Source organism: Tumidithrix helvetica PCC 7403 (assembly GCF_965232925.1).
Lineage (GTDB): Bacteria > Cyanobacteriota > Cyanobacteriia > Pseudanabaenales > Pseudanabaenaceae > Tumidithrix > Tumidithrix helvetica.
In genome coordinates this window covers 13,742-28,244 of the sequence record NZ_CBDDRA010000009.1, presented here as the reverse complement: position 1 = coordinate 28,244, position 14,503 = coordinate 13,742, and the positions used below count along the sequence as shown (strand labels likewise).

Below are 14,503 nucleotides of genomic sequence, written 5' to 3'. Positions count from 1 at the left end.
CTATGGAAGAATCAGAAATATCATCGCTAAAAGCTGAGCAACCAAGCCTACCTAGTTATCATCTTAGAGATGCCAGCTACTATATCAACCAGATCGATCGGTCTGTTTTGGTTAAGTTTGACCCAGAGCAGCTAGCTGCTGTCCGAGAAGTGTTAGATCGAGCTATTCCTAAGCCTTCACCCAAAATCGTCGATCTGCGGTTTATTGTCGATTTAGTCGTTTCGCGTTTTTATATCGTTTTGTTTGTTGGTAAAGATAATCGTGGTGAGCAACGTCAATATCCTCTTCATAAAATCACGAGATTTGCGAATATTGTTGCCTCGATTTTGTTGCTGCTAGCGGTTAATTTACTGATCAGTGCCTTTGTGATTTTGCTTGCCTATTTGGTTAAATCGGGTCTGGGCATCGATCTCTTTCCAGGGCACGTTACTCAACAAATCCAAAAATTAGACCAGCCAAAGAAATAACGATGAAAACTGCGTTAATCTCAGGCATTTCAGGACAGGATGGAGCCTATCTATCTCGGTTACTTTTGCAGGAGGGCTATCAAGTCTGGGGAACTTCTCGCGATGCCCAAATGTCCAGCTTCCATAATCTTGTGCGCTTGGGTATCCGTAGTCAGGTCAAAGTCGAGTCCATGGCTTTAAATGACTTTCGCAGCGTTTTGCAAGTAATTAAAAAGGTAGAACCCGATGAAATCTATAACTTAGCGGGACAGACTTCCGTGGGTTTGTCATTTGAGCAACCCGTAGAAACCATGGAGAGTATTACAGTTGGCACATTAAATTTGTTGGAAGCGATCCGATTTATCGGCGGCAAAATCAAATTCTATAATGCTGGCTCTAGTGAGTGCTTTGGTAATACGGGTACAGAGGCTGCCAATGAGAATACACCGTTCCGTCCTCGTAGCCCCTATGCGGTGGCAAAGGCGGCGGCTTTTTGGGAAGTGGCAAACTACCGAGAGGCGTATAACTTGTTTGCCTGTTCGGGTATTTTGTTTAACCACGAGTCTCCGCTTAGACCTCAGCGATTTGTCACGCAAAAAATTGTCATGACTGCTTGCCAAATTGCCGCAGGTAAGCGTGAGAAACTCAGTTTGGGGAATATTGCAATTCAGCGAGATTGGGGTTGGGCACCTGAATATGTCGAAGCCATGTATAGGATGCTGCAACAGCCTAATCCTGATGATTATGTAATTGCCACTGGTAAAACCTACACACTAGAAGACTTTATCGCGGCTGTATTTGCATACCTAGATCTAGAGTGGCGCGATTATATCATTACAGATACAAGCTTGTTTCGACCAACTGACATTCTCACAAGTAGTGCTAATCCTGTTAAAGCAAAGCAAAAACTGAGTTGGCATGCAAAGGAGCAAATGCCAGCGATCGCGCAAAAAATGGTTGACGACTATAGAGCCATTAGCAGTTTGGTTTGAACAATTTATGACCTAGGAAAGGCTAGCACCATCATTTTCATCGGAAACTAGCGATTCAATTTCAACTGCTCCCAGCGCCAGAAGCTTCGATTTTTGGGCTGAACTCAAACCAATGGCACCAGTAATATTTAGCTCTTCGTAGGGTCTGGGCTCTCTTAAGGTTTTTAAACATTTACCTGTAGTCATATCCCAAAGCTTAATCGTTTCATCGCGGCTACCGCTTGCAATCACCTTCCCATCAGGGCTAACGGCAACGGAATGGACTGTGCCCGTATGTCCCTCTAGGTTAAGTAAGGGGGTTCTTGCGTTTAAGTCCCAGACTTTAATTGTGCAATCTTCACTACCGCTAATTAGGGTTTGGTCGAGGTCACAGCGATGAGGGCTAAAGGCAACCGAAAGCACATTGCCCTCATGTCCGTGGATCACTTGTAGGCATTCGCCTGTTTCTACTTGCCAGAGACGAACTGTGCTGGCTGAGCTGCCAGTTGCAACTAATGTACCTTCGCCATTTAGGGCGACAGAAGCGATCGCTTCTGTATGTCCATTTAGGGTTTGCAGGCATTCCCCAGTACTGATGCGCCATAATTTTACGGTTTTATCTCGACTGCTGCTGGCTAAGATTTGACTATCATGGCTAAAAGCCACTGACAATACCGCACGGCTATGTCCTTCAAAAACTTGTAATCTTTCCCCCGTAATCACCCGCCACAGTTTCACAGCGTGCCCCATATCGCCAGTAACCAGATATTGACCATCATGACTAAAGGCAAGAGTACGTACTTCATCAGGGTGCTCGTTGATTGTAGTAATACATTGCCCACTCTTGATATGCCAGAGTTTGATCGTGCAGTCTTCGCTACAACTTGCTAAAGTATTGCCGTCTGGACTAAAAGCGACCGACCAAACTCGTCCTGCATGCCCTGAAAGGGTTTTGACACATTCTCCTGTGTGGATATTCCATAAGCGCACAATGGAGTCATCGCTACCACTGGCGATGATCCCTTCTGTATCGCCCTTTTGATAGGAGGTTGGATGAAAGGCAACAGACCAAATTGCATTGGTGTAGCCCTGCAAGATCCGAAACTGCTGTCCGCTATTGACTTCCCAAAGATTTTGCAAATGGTCATTACTGTTCGATACGGGATCTTGTACTTCTGCTTTGCTAGAAGAAGACCAAGATCTACCAATATGCCCCTGAAAGGTCTTAATACATTGGGCAGTACTAGTTTCCCAAAGCTTAACCATCTCATCCCCACTGCTACTAGCAAGTACAAGGCTTCGCGGATGGAAAGCAACTGCACGCACCCAATGATTGTGCCCGATTAGAGTTTTGATGCATTTGGCAGTTTTGATCTCCCATAGACGAATGGTGCGATCGCCACTGCCACTAGCTAAGGTAGAGCCATCATGACTAAAACTTACAGAAAAGACGATATGGTTGTGACCTGTTAAGGTTTTGAGACAACTTCCCGTCTCAACATTCCATAACTTAATCGTATGGTCTTCACTACTGCTGGCTAAGACATTGCCATTCGGGCTAAAGGCAATTGACCAAACAATGTCTGTATGACCTCTTAGGGTGCGAATACATTCTCCCGTTTCCACATCCCACAGTCTTACGGTTTGATCGTCACTACTGCTGGCTAAAAGATTTCCTCTAGGACTAAATGCAACTGAACCAACAATATCTTCATGTCCCTGTAAAGCTTGGAAACACAGACCACTACCAACATCCCATAACCTGACTGTGCGATCGGCATTGCCACTGGCTAAGGTTTGACCGTCAGGACTAAAGGCAACGGACATGATGGGTCCAATGTCGCCATGAAATGTTTTCAAACATTCGCCCGTTTTCACATCCCAGAGTTTGATCGCTTGATCGTTGCTACTACTCGCTAAGATCTTGCCATCGGGGTTAAACGCAATCGATCGCACCCATGATGTATGCCCTTTGTAGGTTTGTAAAGGCTTACTATCTCGAACGAGCCATAGGTGAATTTCCCCTCTAGTATCTCCGATCGCTAAGATCTTGCCATCGGGGCTAAAAGTGACAGACAAGACACCGCCTAAAACTTCAGCAAACACCGATTTAACGATTTCTGCATGGCTGAAATTGACCCGATGTAGCTTGACATCGGAAAGAAAGGCTTGCCGTATTGTCAAATAGGAAAAGTCTGTATCCGTTAAATCGACATTCAAATGAGCGAGGAGGTTGATAATATTGCCACCGCCATAATTTGGGGTAGATCTACCTTCGGGCGATCGTAAATCCCGTTTGCGCAGTTCTTGCAGGGTTTGAAACAGAATCTCGGTAATGTCTTGTTTTGTCCCAAGACTTGCTTTGAGCTTGACCACTAGAGGCTCGATAATGAAACGAATTTGACTCTGCCTAACGTAGTCTTTAGCAGTTGCCTGCATGAGGGCGTAGTGTCGCAAATAAAATAATTGTTTGTGGAGTTTGGCTTGAATGCTAGGAAGAATACCGAGAGGCTGCTCTTGCGTGATTTCTTGATAAACCTGTTCGATCAACACACTGGTAATGTATTCCATTACCACAGGCTGTTGTGTAAACCCAGAAAGGCTATCTTCAATCAGCGATCGCCGTTTCAAAGATCCCAATGCCGCAAACACTTCAGATTGTTCGACATTCGGTACAACATCAGATTTTAAATCCTCTGCCTGGACTGGCTCTCGGTTGATTGCCAGCCAAAACATGACTTGTTTTTCTAGGGGAGTTAAGCGCCGAAACTGCTGATCGATCAGGTTCGTAATCCCACTAAAGATCCTGTTCTTCTGTTCTAGAAATCTGGCAACACTGCCTGAGAACACTTCTTTAATTGAGGTGGCGGCAATCTTTAACGCAAGTGGATTACCGCGATACCAACTGACCAACTTTTGAATTTCATTGGACTGACTAAATAGACCTTTGGCATTTAAAACATGTTCTGCCGCAACTTCATCAATGCCCTCTAACGGAAAAGATCGAACAGCTAACCTATCTCCCTCAAGCATTGCCACTTCTTCGGGCTTTTCTCGGCTGGTGATGACTAGACAACTGCGGTGTGACACTTCTCCCACACGCTTTAGCAGCACACCATAACCCTCATAGTTACTGCGATAAGAGCCAGCGTGATTCCCACTTTGCAATACAGACTCAAAATTGTCTAGTACAATCAGGCATCGGTGTTGTTGCAGATATTCCAATAGCCTAGAAATCAGGTCTTCGAGGCCGCTGCTAAATTCTGTTTCTCGCTCTCCTGATAAAAACTTAATGATATCAATCAGCTTTTCTTCTGGCGATTTGGCATTACTCAGCGATCGCCACACCACAAAATCAAACTTGTCCTGAACCTGTTGCGATAATTTTACAGATAATGCAGTTTTACCAAGTCCACCCATACCCAAAATGGCAACAAGGCGGCAGCGCTCATTTTCAATCCACTGCTCTAGAGTGTTTAATTCTTGGGTACGTCCGTAAAAAATAGAAACATCAACCACCTCACCCCAATCTTGACGACTATTGCCATCAGAACTCAACGTTGAGACATTCACACTCAGTTTTTTACTGTGAAGGTGCTTCCTAACAACTGACTGTAAAGTACTTTTGGTAATCTTTTCGCCCAAAGATTCTGAGAGCAAGTGCCAAAGTTTATGGCTAACCAGCTTAATATAGCCAGAGTCATAATCAGACTGTTTCGCAATCTCAGCGTAAGATAGCCCCTGCCAAACGCCTAGAAACACTGAGCGCTCGACTTTAGTCAGGCTGCGTTGCTCTAGCCCCATCTCTATAAATGCTAGTGCTTCGTCAGCAGTCATAGGATATTGCCTCGATATAACTTTATATAACCTTAACTATGACATTCTAGTAACTTTTTATCGCTGTAGCATGTTGTAATCTAGTTCTTTGTAGAATTTATCTGACCCAACTGATGAGATCGGGCGAAAAGTCAGTGTTTACTTGGAACATTCACCAATTTATACATGTCTTACTCGATCGGCATTTTAATATGCATTTTATGAGTGATTTGCACTCAGTCTATAATTTATTCATACCCACTTTAGTTTTAGAATATTGTCTAAATACAACAACTTTAAGTTTAGATATTCTGCTCAATTTTGCTGTTTTTTTCATGCAATCTAGCAATTTTATCAAAGCTAAAGCATATGCTAGACTAGCCATTCAAACCCGAGCAGCTTAGCACTTTTAACGGTAGTCAATCTTTGCACAAAATACCAATGCAATTGCTAACTACGAATACGATTAGAGACGGTTCAAATTCATGAAAATTGCTCTGGTCCATGACTACTTAACCCAACGTGGCGGTGCGGAGCGTGTGTTTGAACTTTTCTGTAAGCACTTCCCTGATGCAGATGTTTATACGTCTTTGTACGATCCCCAAGCCACCATCGATTTAGGCAATCGCCTCGTCCACACGCCCCCCCTGCAAAAAGTCCCTGGTGCCATTAAGTATTTTCGCCTGATGGCTCCTTTTTACTATCCAGTATTTCGCGCCCTCGACTTGAGCGCTTACGATTTAATCATCAGTAGCAGTACGAGTTTTGCCAAAGCTGTACGGAAGCGAGAAGGTGCATGGCATATTTGCTTTTGTCATAATGTCACGAGGTTTTTATGGGACACCAAAAACTACCTGCGCGAGTACTCTGATTTTCAAAACTTCTATCCTGTAATTGACAAAATGTTTAGAGCCATGCGAAAAACAGATTTCGCCTACGCTCAAGAGCCTGATGTGTATATTGCCAACTCAAGTATTGTGGGCAAACGAATTCGGGATACCTATGGCAAGCCAGCGATCGTGATTAACTATCCCATCGATGAAACCCGTTTTACATTTTCAGATCAAAAAGGCGATCATTACCTCACTTCAGCTCGGTTATTGAGTTACAAACGCATTGATGTGATTGTGGAAGCTTTAAACTGGCTAGGATTCCCACTGTACATTATTGGAGAAGGACCAGAGCGCGAACGTTTAGAATCACGAGCGTTAGATAATATTCGGTTTCTTGGTTATGTGAGTGATGAAGAACGAGCTAAGCTAATGTCAACGGCTAAATCTGTCATTGTTGCTGCGCTTGAAGACTACGGGCTAGTTCCTGTCGAAGCAAATGCCAGCGGTACCCCTGTGATTACCTATGGTGCAGGTGGTGTGCTTGACACCCAAATTCCAGGAGAGACGGGCGTGTTTTTTAAACGACAAACACCTGAAGCTTTGCAAGCCGCTTTATTAGAAGCGCGTGAAATTAATTGGGACTATGCAAAAATTAGGGAACATGCGCTGTCAAATTTTTCTGAGCGTGTATTTTTTCAAAAGGTCGATCGAGTAATTGAGGATGTTTGTAAAACCAAAGTAACCAAAACCGATCTCGTCAATGCAGGGCTAGCTGACGCACATCAACCCACTGCTGAGCAATCTGAGGAAGTGCAATATGACTAAAAGTAAATCTAGCCCAATGCTTGAAAGTGATTTTGGCTATGGACAAATCTTTGCGATCTTTTCACGCCGACGTTTTTGGGTTTTGGGCACGCTATGCGTCAGTCTCGCAACAGCAACAGTTATAAACCTTATTTCTAAATCTACCTATCAAAGCTCAATGCAATTTTTGGTTGAGCCCAACTACAAACAGGCTAAAGGAGGAGCGGGAACCTCTGAAAGTCAATTTGTCACAGGTACAGGTGTGGAGCTTGACTTTTCTACACAACTGACTCTGATGCGTAGTTCGCAAATGTTTCAAAAAGCAGTCGATCTACTCGTAGCAGAATATCCAAACATTAATATTGCTGAATTAAGCCAGTCACTCAAAGTTGGGCAAGTTAGCCAAGGGACGACTGCTACCAAAATTTTTGAAATCGAATATACATCCGACGATCCTGTAAAAGCAAGACAAGTTCTCAAAGCATTTCAGAAAGTTTATTTGGCCTACAACTTAGAGCAACAAAAGCTGCGTTTAACCAATGGGCTTGCCTTTATTGACGAGCAAGTTCCTGTTGTGAAAAAAAATATCGCTGATGCCACGAGTGCTTTAGAACAGTTTCGCCAGACTCATAATATTTTTGATGCTTCTCAACGGGTAGCAGAGGTTACAACAGCGTTGAATGCGATCGAGCAACAAAAGCGGGCAAATACAGTTGAGTACGAGCAACTCTTATCGCGGGTAAATTCTTTACAGCAAGAGTTGGGTCTTTCTCCTCAAGATGCTCGCACTTCTACGCGCCTGAGCCAGTCACCTCGTTTTACAACGATATTGGCGGAATTGCAGAAAACTGAGATTGCTTTAGTTCAGGAACAGCAACGTTTTACCAGTGCTAGCCCTCTGATCCAAACACTTCAAGATCGGTTTCAGAGCCAGTTGCAGTTGCTAGGAGACGAAAAGCAAAGAATTTCTGGCAATCGATCGCTCGAGCGAGATCGGTGGAATGCTGACCAGTTGAATGGTATCGATCTGACTGAAGCTACCCAATTGGTTGAAGCACAATCTGGTTTGACGATAATCGCTGCTAGGCAGCAAGCACTAGCGGAGCAAGAACAGCAGCTAAAAGCTGAAATTAAACGGCTCCCCCGCCTACTCACAGAATATGATGCCTTAAAACCAAAACTACTGATCGAACAAGATACGCTCCAAACCCTTTTAAAAGCAAGGCAGCAACTTAGCTTAGAAATTGCTAGAGGCGGGTTTGATTGGCAAGTGGTCGAAGAACCCCGTTTGGGAGCAGAACTAGCACCCAACCAGAAACGCAATTTAATTTTAGGTGTAATTGTGGGGCTGTTTTTAGGAGCCGCGATCGCTTTTGTCAGAGATCTGCAAGACGATACAGTTCATACCTCATCTGACCTAGAAAAGCAAATGGAACTGCCACTCTTGGGTATGACACCTAAGTTTTGGCAATCCGAAACAGAACCCACAACCTTTGTGTCGCAATTTTTGAAGGGCAAGGCATTTTCACCTTTGACGATTGATGTCGTGCAGTGGCAGCCTTTTCGAGAGTCGCTGGATTTAATTTACAAGAATATTCAACTACTTAGTTTTGAGTCCCCATTGCGATCGCTCGTGATCAGTTCATCCTTGCCAGACGAGGGTAAATCAACGATTGCACTAGGCTTGGCAACGAGTGCCGCAAGGTTACACCAGAGGGTGCTCTTGGTTGATGCCGATCTGCGATCGCCTAGCTTGCATAAATTTCTCAAGTTACCCAACGATCGTGGACTATCCACACTTCTTACCAGCAACGGTACAGTTCTAAGCACAGATATCATTCAGTCCTCAAACTCCAATATTGATATTCTTACCTCTGGTCCAATACCCACAGACTCGGTAAATCTTTTAAGCTCCGAGTGGATGCGGAAATTGGTGTCTGTATTCGAGCAAACCTACGATCTCGTGATTGTAGATTCACCACCAATTTTGGGGACTGTCGATGCAATTCAAATCGCTTCTTTTTGTAGTGGGGTCTTGTTGGTAGGACGAATCGATCGCGTTACCCGCTCTGAATTTGCGCAGGCTACAGAAGTGATGAAACGATTTAATCCGATCGGGGTTATTGCCAATGGCGTGAATAATCGCCCCAAAACCTATATCGCGAAAGATGACGACAACGAAGATGAAAACTAGCTTTTAAATCAAAATTATGTAATCTGAGCTTAGGCTAAGAAATTATTCTCAAGAAGTCTAACGCAATCATGCTGGATATAACTTTAAAGTTATACCCAGTCCATTTGAACGGGCAACAGATCGAGATTTGAGTTCCTCGTAGATCGAAATCGCCCAACCAATTATGCGTTGAATTATTGGTTTGAAATGGTATACAACCCTATAAATAAGTGAGGCGGGGAAGTCTATTCAAACCTAACATTCATTAGATTTTTAGACTTAGCTTGTGAAATTTCTGTAGAGATTTTGATAAATAAATCCGAAAAATATAACTTTTATATAACCTCCATATAACTTTAATAATGACTTCTATATGACTTCTATATAACTTTACGATGACTTCTGCATAACTTCAGGCAGTTGTAAAAGCTGGTTAGAGATGAGTAAATGATATCCATAAAGTTACTTCCTACTTTTCTGGTGCTCTTTCTAAGAGCTTAAAAAAAGATAGGAGTTGGTCAGGTTGTTTGTGAAGAGAGATACCCAGTTAATTCATAGCCCCATTTCGTGAATTGCTTAAGTATCTGACTTCAAAAGCAGACATATCTGGTTTCCAGGGTTCCTGTGATTCTCCTACATTCATTGGGAACTCTGAATTAATATTTGCCGTCTCTATGCCAATATTGTCTGAAATTCTTGTCAATGTTGTCTGAAATTCTTGTCAATGTTGTCTGAAATTTGTTGGATGTACGTCAGCTAGATTATCTAAGCCAGTAAAAGATGGAAGCCATGAACAGCCCAACCGGACTAAAACTACTAAAGCCACCCTATCCTCTGCGTAAATTACGCCCCCTCCACCCTCTCTCTTTTACTTGGAGACAAAAGAAATTGCTTGTCGGTTTGTCAAAATCAGATTGGCAATTCTCGCAAAATTTGAGTAATCCTGAAGGACGTCTGCAAGACTGCTTAATTAACTCCCCTGTAAAGCTAGTGCTTGTCGATACGAATATTGGCGAACCACGGATTAATCACCTTGCCGATATGTGTTTGCTTGCAGAGAAGCCTTTATTTCTGAGGTTGTCCTCTATAGCTGAATTACCTCAAAAGCGCAATCCTACAGACTGGCTGATCAAGCGTGGGCTAGATCTAATTGCCGCCTCCCTACTATTGGTGATTTTTAGCCCTCTGATGTTGATGCTTGCCCTCATGATTAAAAATGAATCATCGGGTCCCATCTTCTTTTATCAGTGGCGGGTTGGGCAACGTGGGAAATTATTCAGAATCATCAAGTTTCGCTCAATGGTAGTCGGTGCAGAAAAGCGACACCAGATAGTTATGTTTGGACAACAAGGATTGCACAAATGCGAGAATGACCCAAGGGTAACTCGACTTGGTGGTTGGATGCGTAAGTACAGTTTAGACGAGCTACCCCAGCTATTTAATGTTCTCCGTGGAGAAATGAGTTTGGTCGGTCCTCGTCCATGGGCACTGTATGATGCCTTACGCATTAGTAAAACTGGCGATCGCCGCCTCAACTCCCTCCCTGGTATTACGGGTGCATGGCAAGTGAAGTCCAGATCGACCATGTTAGACATGGATGTCGTAAATGAATGCGATCTTGATTACTTACGTAAATGGTCTTTATGGACAGATCTCAAGATCCTTTGCATGACATTGCCTAAAGTGTTATCTGGGTTTGGGGCTTTCTAAAAATTGTCGATCGTCCGCTATTTATTTTTGTTGGCTGTTCAGAGAGCATTTTAATCAATGCTCTCTTTCCTCTTACTAATTTATCGCTTGGTTAGGATAAAGTCGCATATCCAACTGGGTATAGCGTTGCTTGTCTTTGACTTGCCTGATGGCTAGGCCGATCGCTTTTTGAGAACCAACTAGAATGGCTAACTTTTTAGCTCTTGTAATGCCTGTATAGATCAAATTACGCGATAGCATCAGGTAATGCTGCATAAATATAGGCAAAATTACCACAGGATATTCACTGCCTTGGCTTTTGTGAATTGTGGTAGCGAAGGCTAGACCAATCTCATTTAAGTCGGCATAGTCGTAGATTGCGATGCGATCGCCAAACTGTACTGCCACAGCCTGTTCTTCTCGGTCAATATCTGAGATAACGCCGAGATCGCCATTAAAGACTTCGCGGTTATAGTCATTCACCTGTTGCAAAACGCGATCGCCGACCCGAAAGGTTGTCGAGCCTCTGATCAGTTCTTGTTTTTCTGCCTGAGCGGGATTCAACAATTCCTGTAGTACCTTATTTAAGTTACGCGTTCCGATCTCCCCCCTCGTCATCGGACAGAGAATTTGTACATCTCGGGCGGGTTCAAATCCTAAGGCAGGCACTAGGTAAGTCAGTAAATCGCGAATGGCTTGGACGCCATGTTCTGGTTCGCTGGCATTGAGCCACAAACAATCCGATTGGGGGCGATCGCTGACAGGTTCAATTTGAGGATACTTGCCTTGGTTAATCGTATGGGCGTGACTGACAATTTTGCTAGACTGCGCCTGCCGAAACACTTCTGTTAATTTCACCACAGGTACGCGTTCCGATTGAATTAAATCTTGCAAAACATTGCCCGCTCCCACGCTGGGTAATTGATCGGCATCGCCGACAAATAGAACCTGTGCGTCGGGTGGTATTGCCTTCATGAGGGAATTCGCTAGAAAAATATCCAACATGGAAGCCTCATCAATCACGATCGCATCGGCATCAATCGGACGATCTTGGTCGCGTTTAAAGCCCATCGAACTTGGGTCGAATTCCAATAAACGATGAATGGTTTTTGCTTCCTGCCCTGTCACCTCAGCCAGTCGTTGGGCGGCTCGTCCTGTGGGAGATGCCAAAGCGATCGATTTTCCCATCGCTTTCCAGAGTGCGACAATTGTGCGGACGGTAAAGGTCTTCCCACAACCCGGATTGCCCGTGAGAATGGTAAACCGTTGACTGGCTGCCATCTCTACAGCTTGACGTTGTTTGCTGGAGAGTGCGACATGATATTTTTGCGTGAACCGATCGATCCAGTTCTGTACCCGCAATCCATCTACAATTACCTCTCGTTCGAGTAACTGATTGATGCGCTTGGCAAGTCCCTCTTCAGTACGAAAGAACGTCGGTTTATAGCAAATCAGTTGTTCCTCTGCTACTTCCTTACCGCTTTTAAGATCGGCTTTTACGATGATTTCTAATTCCTCGACCATTTTGGGAATCAGTGCCGCGATCGCTTCAGCATCTGGCTCGTGAGCTTCTAAACTCAACTGCTTTACAGAGCGCTCCACCAGTTCCTGTTGTGGCAAATAGCAATGCCCTTCTTCGGCAGCTTCACCTAAAACATGGAGCATTCCACTGCGATAGCGAAACTCTGAGGAGGGCGCAACTCCCAAATTTCGCGCGATCGCATCGGCAGTAATAAAACCAATTCCGTAAATATCCGTGGCAAGCCTGTAGGGATTATCCGTAACCGTAGCGATCGAGTCCTTGCCATATTGCTTAAAAATCTTGACCGCATAAACCGTGGAAACCCCATGTCCCTGCAAAAACACCATTACATCTTTAATCGATTTTTGCTCTTGCCAAGCCTGTTGGATGGCGACAATCCGTTTTTGAGCGATACCAGGTACTTCGTTTAAGCGATCGATTTGGTTCTCGATAATGTCTAGGGTTTCCAAGCCAAAGTGCGCCACAATCCGTTTGGCGGTAACGACACCCACACCCTTAATCAGTCCGCTGCCGAGATATTTCTCTAGCCCAGTCAGGGTTGCCGGCTTGGTTTCTTGATATTGCGTGACTTGAAACTGATCGCCATATTTGGGATGCGATCGCCAAAATCCTTCCAGTTTTAATGTCTGTCCCGCCTGAATATCAGGAAAACTCCCAACAATAGTAACGAGTTCCATTTCCTGCGGTGCTTTCAGCCTTGCCACCGTATAACCCGTATCCGCCGAATGAAACGTCAGGCGCTCGACTACGCCTTGCAGTTGTTCGTGCTTTTGAGATGAATAGGAAGTATCTTCCATAGTTCATCGATCGAATAAGAGCTTCACGCAGCACCTACAAAAGCGATATTGAATTTCATGCAGAATGTGTTGCACAAAGCCCAGCCTATCATTCTGAACGATTTATCAATTATACCGTTTGAGCTTCTAAGGATAGAAAGTTAGTTGAGGCAGACCGAGGGTTTCTTCCCAGCCCATCATAATGTTTAGGCATTGCAGGGCTTGAGATGCCTGCCCTTTCATCAGGTTATCGATCGCGGAAACGACAATCACGCGACCTGTGCGCTGGTCGACCTCCACACCGAGATAGCAGAGATTGGTTCCACAAGCCCATTTAGTCTGGGGATAAACATTTTTAGGAAGCACTTTCACCCATTGAGAATTGCGATAAAAAGACTTATAGATCGTGAGCACATCGTCTTTGGTAAGACCGGGATCGCGCATCTTGGCATAGACCGTTGATAAAATGCCACGCACCATCGGAATTAGATGCGGGGTAAACTGCACCATCACCTCTTGCCCCGCAATATCGCTGCAAACTTGTTCGATTTCTGGGGTATGACGGTGACTGGCAATGCCATAGGCTCCCAGAGAGTTGCTGGCTTCGGCTAATAGTAAATTGGTTTTGGGCTGGCGACCACCGCCCGATGTGCCTGACTTGGCATCAATAATAATCGTGCTGTGATCGATCAGACCTTGTTTCAACAGGGGTAGCAATGCCAATAAACTTGCCGTCGGATAACAACCCGCACAACCAACTAGATTGGCAGTGGCAATGCGATCGCGATAGAGTTCGGGCAAGCCATACACGGCACTTTGGTTGACTTCGCGATCGGTACGAGGTTCGCCTTCTTTGTACCAAGCATCATAAACTTGCAGATCTTTGAACCGATAGTCAGCAGAGAGATCGAGAACCTTACAGCCCTTTGCCAATAGCTTCGGTGCGATCTTGGCAGCGAGACCATTCGGTAAAGAGAGAAACACAACTTTGGCTCTGGCAGCAACTTCCTCAGGTTCGCAACTTTCGATGGGTAAGTTAACACAATGGGCTAGGTGAGGATACAGATCGGAAAAATTCTGTCCAACACTGCCGCTACCACCCATATAGGTAATTTCTACAAGTGGGTGTTCGAGTAGCAGTCTGACTAACTGAATGCCACCATAGCCAGATGCACCGATGATTCCCACTGGTATGCGCTTATCTTCACCCATAATTTTTCTGTCCCAGTGTTTCTAAATTTCGTCTTGAGTTTAGTTTTAAAACCCGAAATGATTCTGTATTTACTGCTATCAAAGCTGAGCTAAAGATGCGAGCGATCGGATTAAATGTAAGATACACCCGATAGTGAAGTATTGGGCAAGTTTGGAGTTATTAATTGGTTATTTATCCTAGTTTTTAAAATTTCATCATGGCTGCTCGTTGCGTTGCGATCGCAACAAGCGATCTGACAA

The 14,503-nt window shown here is 44.4% G+C and carries 8 protein-coding genes; 5 read left to right on the top strand and 3 right to left on the bottom strand.

The genetic code is table 11. The features are described 5' to 3' along the window. The first annotated feature begins 2 nt into the window (after positions 1-2). The gene (locus tag ACP2WE_RS10270) at positions 3-467 is read left to right on the top strand and encodes a hypothetical protein (protein WP_425215465.1); all 465 of its coding nucleotides are present in this window, start codon (positions 3-5) and stop codon (positions 465-467) included. Positions 468-469: 2 nt separating this feature from the next. Continuing rightward, a complete protein-coding gene (locus ACP2WE_RS10265) occupies positions 470-1,438 on the top strand; it encodes a GDP-mannose 4,6-dehydratase (RefSeq protein WP_425215464.1) in 969 nt (322 codons plus the stop codon). 12 nt (positions 1,439-1,450) lie between these two features. Here the strand turns inward: ACP2WE_RS10265 and ACP2WE_RS10260 are convergent, their stop codons facing one another. After that, positions 1,451-5,254: a WD40 repeat domain-containing protein gene (locus tag ACP2WE_RS10260; RefSeq protein ID WP_425215463.1), complete on the bottom strand. Its 3,804-nt coding sequence runs from the start codon at positions 5,252-5,254 to the stop codon at positions 1,451-1,453. Positions 5,255-5,718: 464 nt separating this feature from the next. Between ACP2WE_RS10260 and ACP2WE_RS10255 the strand changes: the two genes are divergently transcribed. From ACP2WE_RS10255 to hepC, 3 genes are all read left to right on the top strand, one after another. Continuing rightward, a complete protein-coding gene (locus ACP2WE_RS10255; RefSeq protein ID WP_425215462.1) occupies positions 5,719-6,891 on the top strand; it encodes a glycosyltransferase in 1,173 nt (390 codons plus the stop codon). Further along, positions 6,884-9,064 carry a GumC family protein gene (locus tag ACP2WE_RS10250; RefSeq protein ID WP_425215461.1) on the top strand — a complete coding sequence of 727 codons (2,181 nt, stop codon included), beginning with the start codon at positions 6,884-6,886 and terminating at the stop codon, positions 9,062-9,064. The genes ACP2WE_RS10255 and ACP2WE_RS10250 overlap by 8 nt, the downstream gene beginning before the upstream one ends. A gap of 768 nt (positions 9,065-9,832) precedes the next feature. Then, the gene (hepC, locus tag ACP2WE_RS10245) at positions 9,833-10,753 is read left to right on the top strand and encodes a heterocyst development glycosyltransferase HepC (protein WP_425215460.1); all 921 of its coding nucleotides are present in this window, start codon (positions 9,833-9,835) and stop codon (positions 10,751-10,753) included. A 75-nt stretch (positions 10,754-10,828) separates the two neighbouring features. Here hepC and recD2 read toward each other — a convergent pair whose 3' ends face one another. Both recD2 and argC read right to left on the bottom strand, forming a co-directional pair. Next, positions 10,829-13,072 carry an SF1B family DNA helicase RecD2 gene (gene recD2, locus ACP2WE_RS10240; protein WP_425215459.1) on the bottom strand — a complete coding sequence of 748 codons (2,244 nt, stop codon included), beginning with the start codon at positions 13,070-13,072 and terminating at the stop codon, positions 10,829-10,831. Positions 13,073-13,198: 126 nt separating this feature from the next. Then, positions 13,199-14,263: an N-acetyl-gamma-glutamyl-phosphate reductase gene (argC, locus tag ACP2WE_RS10235; protein WP_425215458.1), complete on the bottom strand. Its 1,065-nt coding sequence runs from the start codon at positions 14,261-14,263 to the stop codon at positions 13,199-13,201. Positions 14,264-14,503: the final 240 nt, after the last annotated feature.

What these genes read in the sequence shown, in the direction of transcription:
- ACP2WE_RS10255 (WP_425215462.1), top strand. Translation starts at nt 5,719, where the DNA reads ATGAAAATTGCTCTGGTCCATGACTACTTAACCCAACGTGGCGGTGCG.
- ACP2WE_RS10270 (WP_425215465.1), top strand. Translation starts at nt 3, where the DNA reads ATGGAAGAATCAGAAATATCATCGCTAAAAGCTGAGCAACCAAGCCTA.
- argC (WP_425215458.1), bottom strand. Translation starts at nt 14,263, where the DNA reads ATGGGTGAAGATAAGCGCATACCAGTGGGAATCATCGGTGCATCTGGC.
- recD2 (WP_425215459.1), bottom strand. Translation starts at nt 13,072, where the DNA reads ATGGAAGATACTTCCTATTCATCTCAAAAGCACGAACAACTGCAAGGC.
- ACP2WE_RS10250 (WP_425215461.1), top strand. Translation starts at nt 6,884, where the DNA reads ATGACTAAAAGTAAATCTAGCCCAATGCTTGAAAGTGATTTTGGCTAT.
- ACP2WE_RS10265 (WP_425215464.1), top strand. Translation starts at nt 470, where the DNA reads ATGAAAACTGCGTTAATCTCAGGCATTTCAGGACAGGATGGAGCCTAT.
- hepC (WP_425215460.1), top strand. Translation starts at nt 9,833, where the DNA reads ATGAACAGCCCAACCGGACTAAAACTACTAAAGCCACCCTATCCTCTG.
- ACP2WE_RS10260 (WP_425215463.1), bottom strand. Translation starts at nt 5,254, where the DNA reads ATGACTGCTGACGAAGCACTAGCATTTATAGAGATGGGGCTAGAGCAA.